Here is a 15,671-nt window from a genome sequence, read left to right as displayed (position 1 = left end):
GTCATCAGGCCTTGTCGGACTGATAGGCGTAGCTGTAGTAGCCGTAGTCGCCATAGCCGTAGCTGGCGGACCGGCGTTTTTCCACACCATTGAAGATCGCACCCTTGAGCTCGATGCCGTTCTGATGGAAGCGGCGCAGGGTCAATTCGATCTCCTTCGCCGAGTTCACGCCAAAACGGGTGACCATCAGGCTGGTGCCGGCCTGGCGCCCGACAATCGCGGCATCGGTCACCGCCAGCAAGGGCGGCGTGTCGATGATCACCAGGTCATAGCGCTCGCTGACGCCGGCCAGCAACGCGGCGAAGTTGGGGTGCATCAGCAGTTCCGACGGGTTAGGCGGAATCTGCCCACGACCGATAAAGTCGAAGCGCTCCACGGCAGTCGGGTGAATCGCTTCCTGCAGATCACAGCGCTTGGCGAGCAGGTCGGACAACCCCGCCTCCACCGCCTTGCCGAGCATCTTGTGCAAGTAGCCCTTGCGCATGTCGGCATCGATCAGCAGCACGCGCTGGCCCGACTGCGCGACAATCGCCGCCAGGTTGGCCGAGACAAACGTCTTACCCACCTCGGGGCTCGGGCCGGTGATCATCAGGCGGTTGTTCCTGGCCTCGAGCATGGCGAAGTGCAGGCTGGTGCGCAGGCTGCGCATGGCTTCCATCACCAGGTCATGGGGGTGATTGACCGCCAGCAGCGACGGTGCGCCGGAGCGGCCCTTGGCGGCGTTGGTTTCCTCGGCCTTCTGCAACAGGCTGAAGGGGATCGAGGCGTACACCGGCAGGCCGAGTTTCTCGATCTCATCCGGGCTTTCCAGGCCACGGTTGAGCAGGCTGCGCACCAGTACGATGCCCACCGAGAGCATGCCGCCGAGCAGCATCGCCAGCAGCACCACGATGACCTTGCGCGGCGCCACAGGCTTGGCCAGGTTGACATCGGCACTGTCGATCAAACGCACGTTGCCCACGGTGCCGGCGCGCATTACGTCGAGCTCCTGGGAGCGGTTGAGCAACTGGGTGTAGATCTCGGTGCCCACTTGCACGTCGCGGGTCAGGCTGAGCAATTCCTGCTGGGTCGTGGGCAAGCCTTCGACGCGCTTGGTCATCTGCGCCTGCTTGGCATTGAGTTCCGCCAGCTTGGCGATCAAGGCGCGATAAGCCGGGTGCTGGGGCGTGAACTTGCGGTCCATCTCGGCCTGTTGCAGCTTGAGTTCGGAGATGCCGGTGTCCAGGGCCACCACCTGGTCGAGCACGGCCTTGGCTTCGAGGCTGATGTCGATGGATTTGCTGCGGGTCTGGAAGCGGTTCAAGGCGTTCTCGGCCTTCTCCAGGTCGCGACGCACCTGGGGCAACTGGTCATTGAGGAACGACAGGCTCTGCGCCGCCTCGGCCGAGGTGCGGTCGACGTTCTGCTTCACATACAGGTTGGAGATTTCATTCAGCGTCCGCACCGCCAGGGCCGGGCGCGTACTCTCCAGGGACAGGCTGATGATGCCCGACTCCTTGCCGCGTTCGATCACGGTGAGCAGGTCCTGGTAGTCGGCCACCGCGTCCAGGCGCGGCTTGCGCACGATCTTGAAATGCGCGCCCGGATTGGCCCGCAGCTCCTTGACCAGCACCTCGACGCCGTCGGCGGCAAACGGCACGCCGACGCTTCCTGCGGCGATCTCGACGCCGTCCTCATCAAATAACGTGTAGGCCTGGGCCTCGCCGGCCACCAGTACCAGGGTGGTCCCGAGCAACGCCGTCGGCAGGTTCAAACTGCTCAGCGCCAGGGCCTCGCCCCCTGCCGACCAGCGGCTGAAACCGAACAGCGGCGGCGCAATATCGCCCTTGTGTTCAGGCGCATAACGCCGCGCGAGGAAGCCACCGATCAACGGAAAATGCTGCGGCGTGATGGTGATGTCCAACGCCAGGGTATCGACGGTCTTGCCAATGATGGTGCGTGACTTGATCAGCTCGATCTCGGTCACCGCCGGCGATTCCTTGCCCAGCAGGCTACTGACGTCGGAGAAACCGAGCATGTCGTTCTTCTTCGGTTCCACTTGGATCAATGCATTCGCCTGGAACACCGGCGCCGCCAGAATCGCGTAGGCGGCACCGATCAGCATGCAGGTGCCGGTGATCCCGGCGATCAGCCATTTGTGATCGATCAGGGTGCCAAGCATGCCGAGCACATCGATCTCGTCACGGTGAGGGCTTTCAGGGGAAGCGTTCTGGGGTGAATACATAAATCGCGTCTTCGTCCTTGCAATCGTTTAAAGAGGAGCGTCAGCGCGCCAGGCGCTGGGCCCAGGCCTGTGCGGCCTGTTCGATCAAGGCATAGGCCTGCACAAAGGCGGGCTTGCCCTGGCGATAGGGGTCGGTGATCTCGCGATCGTGCTGCCACTTGCCCAACAGGAAGACCTTGCCCCGCGCCTCGGGAGCGAGGTCGAGCACGCCGTCGATGTGCCGTTGTTCCATCACCAGGATCAGGTCGGCCTCACTCACGGCTTCAACGCTGAGTTGCCGCGCCTTGTGTGCCCGGGGAACGTGCCCATGCTCCTGCAGCACTTGCCCGGCCGTCGGTTCCAGCGGATGGTCACGCAACGCCGCCAAGCCCGCCGAACTCACCGTGATTCCGGAGGACGTCAGTGCGGCCCCCAGCAAGTGTTCCGCCGTGGGGCTGCGGCAGATGTTGCCGATGCACACAATCAATATCTTTTTGAACAAGGCAACCTCCCACGCACCGCACACTTATTCTTCGGCAAAAGGGACGACCTTATTTAATGAGTTGCAACTAACGACCGACTAATTATGACCACAGCCTACAAACCGAGACCATCTATCGCGCAAGACAAAAAATAACAACACCGGCATTAACCGACTAAAACTAACATTCCGGTATTTTTTCACCGTCCCATAATAAAGTGCGATTTGAATGCACCAGATAGGGGACGGCCATGAACACGTCAAAGTTATTGGTAGAGCGTATTGGCCTATTTCCTTCTTCGGGAAATATTCAAGTGGAAGTGCATGATTCATCCCATGTCGTCGAACGCCTGCAGGTGTTGTATGCCGATAACTCACTGGACAGCGACGCGTCCGGTGCCGGGTTTTCCATGGTGTTCGCCGACTGGCGCTTCAAGTTGCAGGTCAGTGACCCGTTGTCGGTATGCCTGTGCGTGGAAAGTCGCGGCGATAGCCAGTTCATGCAGGTCAAGACGGCCGAACTGCTGGCCAATATCTGCGGCACCGAGGAGCGGCCATGAGCCTGTGGGCGGGCTTGAGACGCGACTATGCGTTGCGCAGACTGACGGGGATGTTCGAGGGGTTTGCCGAACCGGTGCAGGGCGCGCAGTACCAGCGCAACACCCGGGCCATCGGCCATTGGCTGGACCTGTTGCGCGGCAGCTCCCCCCAGCAGATCACCCATGCGCTGTTCCAGCAGATGAAACGCGCGCGGCGCCGGGGCAATGCGCGACGCTTCAACGCGCAGACGACCTTGCTGGCGCTGATGGTGGAAAGCAACCTGGCGCTGGACCTGGCGACCTACTCGGCCTTCCTGTGCGCGGTTTCCAGGCGCCAGGCAGGCTCCTGATGGGCCTGGTCGGCACCTGAGAGGGTCACTGCGACGCGGTTGAGCAGCCACTCCGCGTTGTACTTGGGCACCAGCCCACAGACCAGCAAAAACACCAGCCCGCCGCCGATGAACACGGGGGATACCTTGATGGGCGCGGCATCGATACGCCACAGAAAGACAATGGCCGCTGTCGCACCCAGTGCGGCACCGGCCAGGGCTTCATTCAGCGGATGTATATAAGGCGCAACACAATAAGCACTGAACCCGATACTTATCACTAACCCCACCAACGCCGCCGGCCAGCGCCAGGCCAGGTTGAACTGGCGAGCCAGCAAACTCGTTGCCACCGTGACCATCAAACAGGTGTTCATGGCATGGCCACTTATTACAGCAATATCCAAGTGCTGAGACGATAAGCCCCAGCCTTTAAACAGCAACTTGCTGGCCGCCACAATCGAATAAGTCGTACCTACGGTTATTATCCAGGCCCGCAATGCCCACGGCGTGGAATACCTTAACCAGACAGCAATCACCAGTGCGGCCGGAATCATGACGGTAATGCCGCCATATTGCGCAAGTTCTGCCCGCATCACTGCTTAACCTTCGACATGCCATTTTCGGCGCTCATCAGACCTCAGGCCCGGCAAAAACACAACGTTATCTAGGGTCAGCAACGCGCTCAAAATGCAATTTACTGATCACAACACCTAAATATGATTCTATATTTTAATAATTAGGTTAGAACCAAACGGCATTTTACACAGGCTGTCGCGGCCCCTACCGTGGACGAGCATGACCGACCCCCTGCCCGGCGGAGGTATTCACCCCTACTCGACAAGGACAGACCATGAGCATTGAATTCATCGGCTATATCGGCGGTCACCACGCTTCCGAGATCCACCCACGCAGCGGCCCTACCCTGCAACCGGACTACGTGGAAACCGTGGCCCGTGCCCACGAAGAAGCCGGTTTCGACCGCGCGCTGGTGGCGTTCCATTCCAACAGCCCGGACAGCACGCTGATCGCCGCCCATGCCGCCAGCGTGACGAAAAAACTGCAGTTCCTGATTGCCCACCGTCCGGGCTTCGCCCAACCGACCCTGGCCGCCCGCCAGTTCGCCACCCTCGATGTGTTCAATGGCGGGCGCACCGCCGTGCATATCATCACCGGCGGCGACGACCGCGAACTGCGCGCCGATGGCAGCCATATCGGCAAGGACGAACGCTATGCGCGCACCGATGAATACCTGAGCGTGGTCCGCCAGGAATGGACCAGCGATCAGCCCTTCGACTTTGCCGGCACCTACTACCAGGTCGAAGGCGCACACTCCGCGGTGAAGTCGCCGCAGCAGCCCCATATCCCGCTGTACTTTGGCGGATCGTCCAAGGCCGCGATTGAAGTGGCGGGCAAGCATGCCGATGTGTACGCGCTGTGGGGCGAAACCTATGAGCAGGTCCGCGAGATCGTGACCCAGGTGCGCGCCGAAGCGGCCAGGCATGGGCGCACGATTCGCTTCAGCCTGTCGCTGCGACCGATCCTGGCCGCGACCGAAGAGCTCGCGTGGGCGCGCGCCGACAGCATCCTGCAACAGGCCACCGAGTTGGCCGAGAAGAATGGCTTTGTGCGGCGTGAACCGCCGAATGAAGGCTCGCGCCGGCTGCTGGCGGCGGCGGCACAGGGCTCGCGGCTGGACAAGCGTTTGTGGACGGGGATTGCCGGGTTGCTGGGGGCGCAGGGGAATTCCACCTCGTTGGTGGGGACCGCCGAACAGGTGGCAGAGGCATTGGTCGATTATTACGACCTCGGCATCACCACCTTCCTGATCCGTGGGTTTGATCCGCTCAATGATGCGATCGACTATGGCAAGCGGTTGATCCCCCTCACCCGGCAGTTGATTGCTGAACGCGAGCAGAAAGTCGCCTGACCAAACACCACAAACCCCGTATGGGAGAGGCTTGCCCCCGATGGCAGAGTGTCAGTCAAAGATAATTGACTGATCCACCGCCATCGGGGGCAAGCCCCCTCCCACATTTTGATCTTCATCTGGCCCGGCATCAGTTCTTGTAATCGGTATCGTTGCGCTCCAACTGCCGAATCAGCGCATTCCAATGCCGCGCCACCCCCGGTCCTTCGCCACTGGCAAACACCTTGGCCTGTTGTTCGACTTTCGCCACCACTTCGGCCGGCGGGAAGATCAACTCCGCATTCCCCGCCGCCTGCGCCGCCACCTGGATATTGCACGCGCGCTCCAACTGTTGCAGCTGCGCAAACGCATGTTCAACGCTGACGCCGGCGGTCAACAAGCCATGGTTACGCAGGATCATCACGCTCTTGTCGCCCAGGTCCGCCACCAGCCGCTCGCGTTCGTCCAGGTCGAGGGCCACGCCTTCATATCCGTGGTACGCCACGCGCCCGGAAAAACCAATGGAATGCTGGGAGATCGGCAGCAGGCCGTCTTTCTGCGCCGACACCGCAATGCCGTCGCGGGTGTGGGTGTGCAGCACCGCCTGCAGGTCATGGCGTGCGCCGTGGATCGCGCTGTGGATCACATAACCGGCGTAGTTGATGCCCAGGCCGGTAGGGTCATCGACGATAGTGCCGTCGAGGTCGACCTTGACCAGGTTGGATGCGCTGATTTCATCGAACAACAACCCGAAGGCGTTGATCAGGAAATGCTCCTCCGGCCCCGGTACACGGGCGGAGAAATGGGTATAGATGTGGTCGGTCCACTTGTACAAGGCGGCCAGGCGATAAGCGGCGGCCAGTTTGACGCGCACCTCCCACTCTTGCGGGGTAACGCGCTGGCGAACATTGCTGGTGAGGTTGGTGATCGAGGTGACGCTGCTCATGGCAAAACTTCCTGGATGGCCTTAAGGACTTCCAGGCAAGCCTAGGGGATGGTCAAAAATAATAAAAAGCACATTTTAATCTAAGCTAATTATTATTTTTTTTCATATAACCCTCAGCAACAGCACAAGGCAAATGGGAGCAGGCTTGCCCCCTCCCACATGGATCAGGCTGCGTCGCGGACTTTATGCAACGACGCCGCCACCCGCTTGCCAAATGCATCCACCGGCCCCTGCAGGTTGCCCAGGAAGTGCGGATAGATCAGCCACAGATCCATCACCGGCTTGAAATCCTTGAGCGGCATCACCGCCAGCTGCTCACGGTGCGCACTGCGTTCCAGCAACGGCCGTGGCACCAGGCCCAAGCCCAGGCCGTCGGCCACCAGGCCCAGTTGCAGTTCGGTGCCGAAGGTCTCCAGGTTGACCCGCAGGGCCAGGCCCTGATCGGACAAGGTGCGCTGCAAGCCGGCGCGGAAGCCGCAGCCGTCCGGGTTGAGGACCCAGCCATTCTGGTACACATCGGCCAGCTTGCACGGCTTTTTCGGCAGTTGGGCCTTGGCGCAGACCACCACCAGTTCCATCTTGCCGATGGACTCGCCGACGATGTTGTCCGGGAAGATCTTGCCTGCCGGGAACAGCGCCGCCGCCGCATCCAGTTCGCCGCGTTCGATCTTGCCCACCAACTGGCTGCCCCAGCCGGTGGCGACCTGGGCACGCAAGTCGGGGTATTCGCTGCGCAGGTGCTTGAGCGCGTCCAGCAGCACCACGTCGCCGATGGTCTGCGGCACCCCCAGGCGCAGCAGGCCGGTGGGCGGTGCGTCGGTGGCCACCAGCTCGCGCAGGGCATCCATCTCGCGCAGGATCAGCCGGCACTGCTCATAGACGCGGGTGCCGATCAATGTCGGCTTGAGGGGTTTGGTGTTGCGGTCGAACAGCTCCACGCCCAGCGCCTGCTCGAAGTTCTGCACGCGGCGGGTAATGGCCGGCTGGGTCAATTGCAACGACTCGGCGGCATGGCTGATGGACTGGCAACGAATCACTTCGACAAAGGCATCGATATCGTCAATTTTCATTTGGGCCGCACATAGAGAACAGTCATTAAGATGTGTGTGAAGCATAGTTGCAGGAACGTGGCGTGAATAGCCCGCGCTGCAATCGATAACGTCTAACGCTATTCAGACCGGTTCTAAATTACCTTCAGCTATAAGCTAATCATTAAAAAATAGCATATTAACCATAAACATTATGCTTAGATAACCCCATCCCTGCGACCACACGATGGAAGTGCCATGACCCAGGCCCGACACCCCGAGAGACTCAGAGCCTTCATAGGCGCCCTGGCGGAATTGATCGACGGCAACCCACGGGAAGGCGACCTGTTGCACCGTGGCGGCAAGCTGCTGGCGCAACTGGTCAGCCATGACGATTGGCTCCCCGATGAATTTGCCCAACCCGACCCCGAGCGCTACCAGCAGTTTTTGCTGCATGCCGATTCGCGCCAGCGTTTCAGCATCGTCAGCTTTGTCTGGGGGCCGGGGCAACGCACGCCGATCCACGACCATCGGGTGTGGGGGCTGATCGGCATGTTGCGCGGCGCAGAGTTCTCCCAAGGCTTCCAACGCGCACCCGACGGCAGCCTGGTTGCCGAAGGCCAGCCGATTCAACTGGTGCCGGGCCAGGTCGAAGCGGTGTCGCCCAAGGTCGGCGACATCCACCAGGTGAGCAATGCCCACAGCGACCAGGTGTCGATCAGCATTCATGTGTACGGCGCCAATATCGGCGCGGTGCGCCGTGCGGTGTACCAGCCCGACGGCAGCGAGAAACTGTTTATCTCCGGTTATTCCAATGCCTTCCTCCCGAATATCTGGGATTTGTCCAAAGAAAAGAGCCCTGCCCTATGACCACCGTATCGACCCGTAGCTTTGCCCGGATTCGCCAGGCCCTGTTGGACCGTGAAGAAGTCGCCCTGGTGGACGTGCGCGAAGAAGCGCCGTTTGCCGAATCCCACCCGCTGTTCGCGGCGAATATCCCGCTGTCCAAGCTGGAACTGGAGGTGTATTCGCGCATTCCACGCCGCGATACGCAGGTCACCGTCTACGACAACGGTGAAGGCCTGGCCGCCCGTGCCGCCGAACGCCTGGTTGCGCTGGGCTACACCCAGGTCAGCCTGCTGGAAGGTGGCCTGGACGGTTGGCGCCAGGCCGGTGGCGAGCTGTTTATCGATGTGAACGTGCCGAGCAAGGCCTTTGGCGAGCTGGTGGAAAGCGAGCGCCACACGCCGTCCCTCGCCGCTGAAGAAGTGCAGGCGCTGCTCGACAGCCAGGCCGATGTGGTGGTGCTCGACGCCCGCCGTTTCGACGAATACCAAACCATGAGCATCCCCACCGGCATCAGCGTACCCGGTGCCGAGTTGGTGTTGCGGGCGCGCGAACTGGCGCCCGACCCGGCCACCCGCATCATCGTCAACTGCGCCGGGCGTACCCGCAGCATTATCGGTACCCAGTCGCTGATCAATGCCGGCGTGGCCAACCCGGTGTCTGCGCTGCGCAACGGCACCATCGGCTGGACCCTCGCCGGGCAGAAACTCGCCCACGGCCAGTCGCGGCGCTTTGCCCCGACGTCGGAAGAACACCGCCAGATCGCCGCCGTCGATGCCCGCCGTGTCGCCGACAAGGCCCGCGTCGGCCGCGCCACCCTGGCCGACCTGCAAGCCTGGCAGCAAGACGCTGCGCGCACCACCTACCTGTTCGATGTGCGCACCCCGGAAGAATTCGAAGCTGGCCACCTGCCCGGCGCACGCTCCACACCGGGCGGCCAGCTGGTACAGGAAACCGACCATGTCGCCAGCGTGCGCGGGGCACGCCTGGTCCTGGTGGACGACGATGGCGTGCGGGCGAATATGTCTGCGTCCTGGCTGGCCCAACTGGGCTGGGAGGTGCATGTGCTGGATGACCTGCAGGCAGCGCATTTCAGCGCGAAAGGCGCCTGGGTCGCCCCGGTGCCCGCGCCGCCCCAGGCCGAACTGATCAGCCCGCACACCCTCGCCGAATGGCTCACCCATGGCGACACCGTGGTGCTGGATTTCACCGCCAGCGCCAACTACGTCAAGCGCCATATACCCGGTGCCTGGTGGGTGTTGCGCGCGCAACTGCCCGAGGCCCTGGCCAAGGTACCCGCCGCCCAGCGTTATGTGCTGACCTGCGGCAGCAGCCAACTGGCGCGCCTGGCGGTGGCTGAAGTCGAAGCGATCACCGGCAAGCAAGTGTTCCTGCTGCAAGACGGCACCGCCGCCTGGATCAACGCGCAACTGCCGCTGGAAGAAGGCGAAACCCACCTGGCCTCGCCACGCATCGACCGCTACCGCCGGCCGTACGAAGGCACCGACAACCCCAGGGAGGCCATGCAGGCTTATCTGGATTGGGAGTTCGGTCTGGTGGAGCAACTGGCCCGTGATGGGACCCATGGGTTCTATGTGATCTGATCACTTTTTTGCAGGTCCAGCACAGATCTCTGTGGGAGGGGGCTTGCCCCCGATTGAGGTGTGTCAGTCAGTACATCTGATACTGATAAACCGCAATCGGGGGCAAGCCCCCTCCCACATGGGCCGCATCTACTCCAATACCAATAAATAAAATTAAAGAATAATCAATTCACAGATAATCAATTATTTTAATAATTACCATATAACCAAAAAGACCTTCACAGCAGGTTTTTATGGGCATAACGTGAACTCCTCACCGACCCCTTCTCCAGGCGGAGGTAGCCGAACCCTTTTTCGATCTGCCTGGAGCCTGCATCCCATGGTCTTTTTCACTCCGTTCAAACGCCTGCTCCTGGGCACCGCCCTGGCCCTTGGCCTGGCCACCGGCGCCCACGCCGCCGACCTGCAACCGCTGCGGGTGGCCAATCAGAAATCGACGATCAAGACGCTGCTGGAAGTCTCCGGCGAAACGAAAAACGTGCCCTATGAAATCCAGTGGTCGGAATTCCCGTCCGCCTCGCCCCTGGGCGAAGCCTTGAATGCCGGTGCCGTGGATATCGGTGCCCTGGGCGATGCGCCCTACGTGTTTGCCCTTGGCGCCGGCGCCTCGCTCAAGGTGGTCAGCATCATCCACGCCGAAGGGCGTAACACCACCGCCCTGCTGGTGCCCAAGGATTCGCCGATCAAGACGGTGGCCGACCTCAAGGGCAAGAAAATCGTCACCGGCCGCGGCTCCATCGGCCACTACCTGGCGATCAAGGCCCTGGCCACGGCCGGCCTGACCACTAAGGATGTGCAGTTCATTTTCCTGCTGCCCAGCGAGTCGCGCCTGGTGCTGGATAACGGCACCGTCGACGCCTGGTCGACCTGGGACCCCTACACCACCGTCGTCACGTCCCAAAGCCAGGCGCGGATCCTGGCCAGCGGCAACACGCTGTTGAGCAACCACCTGTACCTCGCCGCCACCCGCCAGGCCATCGCCGACAAGCGCACGCAGCTGGACGATTTTGTCGCCCGCGTCGACCGCGCCTACGCCTGGGCCAATACCCACCCCGACGAGTACGCCGCCGCCCAGGCCAAAATCACCGGGCTGCCGCTGGCCGTGCATGTGGCCGTGGCCAAGGAAACCCGCCTGAGCCCGGTGCTGATTGACGACAGCGTGATCAGTGGCCTGCAGGCCACCGCCGACACCTACCAGCAAGAAGGCCTGCTGCCCCGGCACATCGACGTGTCCCAGGGCTTCGACACGAGCTTTAACGCCAAGCGCGCCCCCAACAACCAAGCATCACGCTGAAGGAGCAGAACATGAGCACGCCACATCCATTGAAACCCCGTCATTTGAAATTGGGCGCCATGGTCCACGGTGTCGGACACGGCTGGGGCGAATGGCGCCATCCGCAGGCGCAACCGAATGCCAGTACGAATTTCGGCTTCTACAAACAGCAGACCGAACTCGCCGAAGCGGCCAAGTTCGACTTCGTGTTCATCGCCGACAGCCTGCACATCCACGCCAAGTCCAGCCCGCATTACCTCAACCGTTTCGAACCGCTGACCATCCTCTCGGCCCTGGCCGCGTTGACCACGCATATCGGCCTGGTGGCCACCGTGACCGTCAGCTACACCGAGCCCTACCAGGTGGCGCGCCAGTTCGCGTCCCTGGACCATATCAGCGGCGGGCGCGCCGGCTGGAACGTGGTGACCTCGTGGCTCAGCGGCACCGCCGACAACTTCGGTAAAGCCGAGCACCCACCCCACGCCGTGCGCTACCGCATCGCCAAGGAACACCTGAACACGGTCAAGGGCTTGTGGGATTCCTGGGAAGACGACGCCTTTGCCTACAACAAGCAAAGCGGCGAATTCTTTACCCCGGGCAAGCTGCATGCGCTGAACCACAAAGGCGAGTTTTTCTCGGTCAAAGGCCCGCTGAACATTGCGCGCTCGCGCCAGGGCCAGCCGGTGATTTTCCAGGCGGGCACCTCCGAAGATGGGCGTAACTTTGCGGCGCAGAACGCCGACGCCATCTTCGTGCATGTGGAAAGCATCGAAGAAGGCCTGGCCTACACCCAGGACCTCAAGCGCCGCGCCAAAGGCTTTGGCCGCGACGCCGACAGCCTGTCGATCCTGCCGGGCATCCGCCCGATTGTCGGCCGCGACGAGGCCGAAGTGGAAAGCCGCTATCAGCAGGCGGTGGAGCTGGTCACCGTGGAAGACGCCATCGTCGCCCTCGGCCGCCCGTTCAACGACCATGACTTCAGCCAGTACCCGCTGGACGCGCCCTTCCCGGAACTCGGCGACCTGGGCGCCAACAGCCAGAAAGGCGGCTCCGACCGCATCAAGCAACTGGCCAGGGACGAAGGCCTGACCCTGCGCGAAGTGGCGCTGCGCTTCTCGCGGCCCAAGCGTGATTTTGTCGGCACCCCGGAGCAAGTCGCCGACGCGATCCAGACCTGGTTCGAGCGCGGGGCCAGCGATGGTTTCATCATCAACTCGGTGCTGCCGGACGGCTTGCAGTACTTCACCGAACTGGTGGTACCGGTGCTGCAACAGCGCGGCCTGTTCCGTAGCGAATACGCGGGGCACACCCTGCGCGACAACCTCGGCCTGGACGTGCCGGCCAACCGTTACAGCGTCACCGCCGAGGTCGAAACGCAACAGGAGGCGCTGGCATGAGCGAGTCCCTCAACCGTCAGTTGGCGGCGCTGCACGCCGAGCGTGTAGCGACCTGGGCACCGGCGGCGTTGCAGGTCAATATCGACCAGCGCCAGCGCCTGGTGGATGAAGCACGGGTAGACGACTACGTGCAGCTCGGCGATGAACTGGACCCCTTCACCCTGCTCAATGTGGAAGGCGGCGAACTGACCCGCGAACGGCTGCTGGCCGACGGCCCGGCGGTGCTGATCTTCTTCCGCTTTGCCGGCTGCCCGGCGTGCAATATCGCCCTGCCCTATTACGAACGCCAACTCTACCCACGCCTGCGCGAACTGGGCGTGCCTCTGGTCGCGGTGAGCCCGCAAGTGCCTGAACGGCTGGTTGAGATCAAGAGCCGCCACGCCCTGCAATTTCTGGTGGCCAGCGACCCGGGCAACCACCTCGGTCGCCGCCTGGGCATCCTCTACAGCTTCGACGAAGCCTCGCGCAATGCAGCCCTGGCCAAGGGCAATCACATCGGCGAAACCACCGGGACGGGGACCTGGGAGTTGCCGCAACCGACCGTGGTGGTGATTGCCCAGGACGGCACGGTGGTGTTCGTGGACGTCAGCCCGGACTGGCTGGTGCGTACCGAAGCCGAGCCGGTGGTGCAGGTGGTGGAGCGCTTGTTGGGCCAACAGCCTGTACGCATCGCCATCTAGGCCCACCGCCCCTCCCACATTTTGACCGAGTACATTCTCATGACCCAACCGTCTCTACGCTCCGTGGAGGTCGCCAACTTCGAGGCCCTGCTCGAGCGCCTCAGCGCCGAGCTGGCCGGCACCGCGCACCTGTATGACGAGAGCGGCGCCTTCCCCCATGCCAACTTCCAGCGGCTGCACGACCACGGCCTGGTCGCCCTCACCGTGCCCAAGGCCCTCGGCGGCGGTGGAGCCAGTCTGCCCCAGGCGCGCAAAGCGATCAGTGCGATTGCCAAGGGCGAACCGTCCACCGCACTGATCCTGGTGATGCAGTACCTGCAACACACGCGCCTGCAAGACAGCAAGACCTGGCCGCCCCACCTACGTACCCAAGTGGCCGAGGATGCGGTGCGCAACGGTGCATTGATCAATGCCCTGCGCGTCGAACCCGACCTCGGCACCCCGGCCCGTGGCGGACTGCCGGCGACGACTGCCGTGCGCACTGCCGAGGGCTGGCGCATCAGCGGGCGCAAGATCTACTCCACCGGCAGCCATGGCCTGAGCTGGTTCAGCGTATGGGCGCGCAGCGATGACGCCGACCCGCTGGTGGGCGCCTGGCTGGTGCCCAAGGACAGCCCCGGCGTAAGCATCATCGACACCTGGGACCACCTCGGCATGCGCGCCACCTGTAGCCATGAAGTGGTGCTCGACAATGTACTGGTGCCACTGGACCACGCCGTCAGCGTCAGCCCCTGGAGCGCGCCGCAACCGGAACTGGATGCCGAGGGTTTCCTGTGGATGTCGGTGCTGCTGTCCTCGGTGTATGACGCCGTGGCCCAGGCTGCGCGGGACTGGCTGGTGAACTGGCTGGAAGAGCGCCAGCCATCGAATCTCGGTGCGGCGTTGTCGACACTGCCGCGTTTCCAGGAAACCGTCGGCCATATCGACACCCTGCTGTTCGCCAACCGCAGCCTGCTCGACGCCGCCGCCGACGGCCACACCCCGGCCGCCAATGCCGCGCAGTTGAAGTACCTGGTCACCCACAACGCCATCCGCGCCGTGGAGCTGGCCATCGAGGCCTCCGGCAACCCCGGCCTGTCACGCCATAGCCCGCTGCAACGCCACTACCGCGATGTGCTGTGCAGTCGTGTGCATACCCCGCAGAACGATGCGGTGCTGCAGGGCGTGGGTAAAGCCGTGTTCGCCCAACGCCAGAAGGAGCGCACATGAGCCAGGTGATTATTGCCAGCCAGTTGGACGAAGACTACAACGACGTGATCCGCACACGCCTCACTGCGATCCACCCCGGAGCCCAGGTGATCGGCGTGCCGGCAGGCGTGCCAAGCGACCTGCCGCCCCAGGCGAATATCCTGCTGCTGCGCCCGATCAACGTGCGCGGCTACACTGCCCCGGACACCCCGCCACCGGGCTGGCCCTACGGCGCGCAATGGGTGCACCTGGTCTCATCGGGCATCGACTTCTACCCGCAATGGCTGTTCAACGGTCCGCCGGTGACCACTTCCCGAGGCAGCGCCGCCGACAACCTGGCCGAGTTCGCCCTGGCAGCGATCTTTGCCGCCTCCAAGCATTTGCCGGACATCTGGGTGAAGGACTCGCAATGGAACTTCACCGCCCTGCGCCCCCTCAAGGGCACCACCCTGGGCATCCTTGGCTTTGGCGCGATTGGTGAAAGCCTGGCGCAAAAAGCCCTGGGCCTGGGCATCAAGGTGGTCGCGCTGCGTCAGAGCCAGGCACCGTTCGGCGCCGGCGTGGACGCCGCCCAGGACATCCACGACCTGTTCGCCCGCGCCGACCACCTGGTGGTGGCCGCGCCACTGACCGACGCCACGCGGCATATCATCAACCGCGATGTGCTGGGCAGCGCCAGGCCGGGCCTGCACCTGATCAACATCGCACGTGGGGGCCTGCTCGATCAGGAGGCGTTGCTGGAGGCCCTGGATAACGGCCAGATCGGCCTGGCATCGCTTGACGTGACCGAGCCGGAGCCCTTGCCGGACGGGCACCCGCTGTACAGCCACCCACGGGTACGGTTGTCGCCGCACACGTCAGCGATTTCGACCAATAGCCGCAACGAGATTGCCGATACGTTCTTGGCGAATCTGGAGCGCTACGTTTCAGGGATCGAACTGGCGAATCTGGCTAACGCCTGACGCTGTTCAAAAATGTGGGAGGGAGCTTGCTCCCGTGGCGGCCTTCGGGCCGACCGCTTTTTGGGGTTTGGGTGAGTACATATCCGTTGCTGCGGTAACGGCCGCTATTGGTTCCGCCCTTACGGCGGGTCACTTTGGAAAAGCCCCAAAGTAACCAAAGGGCTCTTGCCCCACCACTCGGTACCTCGCCTAGGCTCGGTATGCCCGAACGCAGGCTTGAATCCGTGGGCCGCCGTCATGGGCCATCCCTGGCCCAGGACGGCTAACCCGGCGTCCTGCCGGGTTACCC

Annotated in this window: 15 protein-coding genes; 10 read left to right on the top strand and 5 right to left on the bottom strand. The window is 62.8% G+C overall.

What is annotated here, in order from left to right; genetic code table 11:
- Positions 1-4: 4 nt before the first annotated feature.
- Positions 5-2,224, bottom strand: coding sequence for a polysaccharide biosynthesis tyrosine autokinase (locus tag AC07OT_RS27220; RefSeq protein ID WP_495109524.1), 2,220 nt, complete (start codon positions 2,222-2,224; stop codon positions 5-7).
- 40 nt (positions 2,225-2,264) lie between these two features.
- Positions 2,265-2,705, bottom strand: coding sequence for a low molecular weight protein-tyrosine-phosphatase (locus AC07OT_RS27215; protein WP_027608688.1), 441 nt, complete (start codon positions 2,703-2,705; stop codon positions 2,265-2,267).
- A gap of 230 nt (positions 2,706-2,935) precedes the next feature.
- On the opposite strand from AC07OT_RS27215, the gene AC07OT_RS27210 reads away from it, so the two are divergent.
- Both AC07OT_RS27210 and AC07OT_RS27205 read left to right on the top strand, forming a co-directional pair.
- Positions 2,936-3,244 (top strand): phosphomannomutase, encoded by a 309-nt coding sequence (locus tag AC07OT_RS27210; RefSeq protein ID WP_223841602.1) that lies wholly within the window; start codon positions 2,936-2,938, stop codon positions 3,242-3,244.
- Entirely contained in the window at positions 3,241-3,573 is a 333-nt protein-coding gene (locus tag AC07OT_RS27205) for a hypothetical protein (protein ID WP_495109523.1), read from the top strand. The genes AC07OT_RS27210 and AC07OT_RS27205 overlap by 4 nt, the downstream gene beginning before the upstream one ends.
- Here AC07OT_RS27205 and AC07OT_RS27200 read toward each other — a convergent pair.
- A complete protein-coding gene (locus AC07OT_RS27200) occupies positions 3,525-4,106 on the bottom strand; it encodes a phosphatase PAP2 family protein (RefSeq protein ID WP_495109586.1) in 582 nt (193 codons plus the stop codon). The genes AC07OT_RS27205 and AC07OT_RS27200 overlap by 49 nt on opposite strands.
- Before the next feature lie 296 nt (positions 4,107-4,402).
- Here AC07OT_RS27200 and AC07OT_RS27195 point away from each other — a divergent pair, with 296 nt between their 5' ends.
- Positions 4,403-5,479, top strand: coding sequence for an LLM class flavin-dependent oxidoreductase (locus AC07OT_RS27195; protein ID WP_495109522.1), 1,077 nt, complete (start codon positions 4,403-4,405; stop codon positions 5,477-5,479).
- 130 nt (positions 5,480-5,609) lie between these two features.
- On the opposite strand, the gene AC07OT_RS27190 is transcribed toward AC07OT_RS27195, so the two are convergent.
- Together AC07OT_RS27190 and AC07OT_RS27185 are read right to left on the bottom strand one after the other, a co-directional pair.
- Complete coding sequence (locus tag AC07OT_RS27190; protein ID WP_108572797.1) at positions 5,610-6,404, bottom strand: class II aldolase/adducin family protein; 795 nt, start codon at positions 6,402-6,404, stop codon at positions 5,610-5,612.
- A 164-nt stretch (positions 6,405-6,568) separates the two neighbouring features.
- Positions 6,569-7,474 (bottom strand): LysR family transcriptional regulator, encoded by a 906-nt coding sequence (locus tag AC07OT_RS27185; protein WP_027608694.1) that lies wholly within the window; start codon positions 7,472-7,474, stop codon positions 6,569-6,571.
- Between the two features lie 216 nt (positions 7,475-7,690).
- On the opposite strand from AC07OT_RS27185, the gene AC07OT_RS27180 reads away from it, so the two are divergent.
- The 7 genes from AC07OT_RS27180 (at position 7,691) to AC07OT_RS27150 (ending at position 15,382) form a co-directional block, all read left to right on the top strand.
- Positions 7,691-8,302 carry a cysteine dioxygenase family protein gene (locus AC07OT_RS27180; RefSeq protein WP_115488250.1) on the top strand — a complete coding sequence of 204 codons (612 nt, stop codon included), beginning with the start codon at positions 7,691-7,693 and terminating at the stop codon, positions 8,300-8,302.
- Positions 8,299-9,882: a rhodanese-related sulfurtransferase gene (locus AC07OT_RS27175; protein WP_495109521.1), complete on the top strand. Its 1,584-nt coding sequence runs from the start codon at positions 8,299-8,301 to the stop codon at positions 9,880-9,882. The genes AC07OT_RS27180 and AC07OT_RS27175 overlap by 4 nt, the downstream gene beginning before the upstream one ends.
- A gap of 319 nt (positions 9,883-10,201) precedes the next feature.
- A complete protein-coding gene (locus AC07OT_RS27170; RefSeq protein ID WP_146477979.1) occupies positions 10,202-11,176 on the top strand; it encodes an ABC transporter substrate-binding protein in 975 nt (324 codons plus the stop codon).
- Between the two features lie 11 nt (positions 11,177-11,187).
- A complete protein-coding gene (locus tag AC07OT_RS27165) occupies positions 11,188-12,552 on the top strand; it encodes an LLM class flavin-dependent oxidoreductase (RefSeq protein WP_495102402.1) in 1,365 nt (454 codons plus the stop codon).
- On the top strand, positions 12,549-13,232 hold the full coding sequence (locus AC07OT_RS27160; RefSeq protein ID WP_495109520.1) for a peroxiredoxin-like family protein: 684 nt from the start codon (positions 12,549-12,551) through the stop codon (positions 13,230-13,232). Before AC07OT_RS27165 ends, AC07OT_RS27160 begins: the two co-directional genes overlap by 4 nt.
- A gap of 39 nt (positions 13,233-13,271) precedes the next feature.
- Complete coding sequence (locus AC07OT_RS27155) at positions 13,272-14,441, top strand: acyl-CoA dehydrogenase family protein (RefSeq protein WP_495109519.1); 1,170 nt, start codon at positions 13,272-13,274, stop codon at positions 14,439-14,441.
- Positions 14,438-15,382: a D-isomer specific 2-hydroxyacid dehydrogenase family protein gene (locus AC07OT_RS27150; RefSeq protein WP_495109518.1), complete on the top strand. Its 945-nt coding sequence runs from the start codon at positions 14,438-14,440 to the stop codon at positions 15,380-15,382. The genes AC07OT_RS27155 and AC07OT_RS27150 overlap by 4 nt, the downstream gene beginning before the upstream one ends.
- The last annotated feature ends 289 nt before the right edge of the window (positions 15,383-15,671 follow it).

This window comes from Pseudomonas sp. GW821-FHT09C10 (assembly GCF_059418085.1).
The sequence above is the reverse complement of the archived record's forward strand: the minus strand, read 5'-3'. Positions and strand labels throughout refer to the sequence as shown.

What these genes read in the sequence shown, in the direction of transcription:
- AC07OT_RS27220 (WP_495109524.1), bottom strand. Translation starts at nt 2,224, where the DNA reads ATGTATTCACCCCAGAACGCTTCCCCTGAAAGCCCTCACCGTGACGAG.
- AC07OT_RS27210 (WP_223841602.1), top strand. Translation starts at nt 2,936, where the DNA reads ATGAACACGTCAAAGTTATTGGTAGAGCGTATTGGCCTATTTCCTTCT.
- AC07OT_RS27205 (WP_495109523.1), top strand. Translation starts at nt 3,241, where the DNA reads ATGAGCCTGTGGGCGGGCTTGAGACGCGACTATGCGTTGCGCAGACTG.
- AC07OT_RS27200 (WP_495109586.1), bottom strand. Translation starts at nt 4,106, where the DNA reads ATGATTCCGGCCGCACTGGTGATTGCTGTCTGGTTAAGGTATTCCACG.
- AC07OT_RS27195 (WP_495109522.1), top strand. Translation starts at nt 4,403, where the DNA reads ATGAGCATTGAATTCATCGGCTATATCGGCGGTCACCACGCTTCCGAG.
- AC07OT_RS27190 (WP_108572797.1), bottom strand. Translation starts at nt 6,404, where the DNA reads ATGAGCAGCGTCACCTCGATCACCAACCTCACCAGCAATGTTCGCCAG.
- AC07OT_RS27185 (WP_027608694.1), bottom strand. Translation starts at nt 7,474, where the DNA reads ATGAAAATTGACGATATCGATGCCTTTGTCGAAGTGATTCGTTGCCAG.
- AC07OT_RS27180 (WP_115488250.1), top strand. Translation starts at nt 7,691, where the DNA reads ATGACCCAGGCCCGACACCCCGAGAGACTCAGAGCCTTCATAGGCGCC.
- AC07OT_RS27175 (WP_495109521.1), top strand. Translation starts at nt 8,299, where the DNA reads ATGACCACCGTATCGACCCGTAGCTTTGCCCGGATTCGCCAGGCCCTG.
- AC07OT_RS27170 (WP_146477979.1), top strand. Translation starts at nt 10,202, where the DNA reads ATGGTCTTTTTCACTCCGTTCAAACGCCTGCTCCTGGGCACCGCCCTG.
- AC07OT_RS27165 (WP_495102402.1), top strand. Translation starts at nt 11,188, where the DNA reads ATGAGCACGCCACATCCATTGAAACCCCGTCATTTGAAATTGGGCGCC.
- AC07OT_RS27160 (WP_495109520.1), top strand. Translation starts at nt 12,549, where the DNA reads ATGAGCGAGTCCCTCAACCGTCAGTTGGCGGCGCTGCACGCCGAGCGT.
- AC07OT_RS27155 (WP_495109519.1), top strand. Translation starts at nt 13,272, where the DNA reads ATGACCCAACCGTCTCTACGCTCCGTGGAGGTCGCCAACTTCGAGGCC.
- AC07OT_RS27150 (WP_495109518.1), top strand. Translation starts at nt 14,438, where the DNA reads ATGAGCCAGGTGATTATTGCCAGCCAGTTGGACGAAGACTACAACGAC.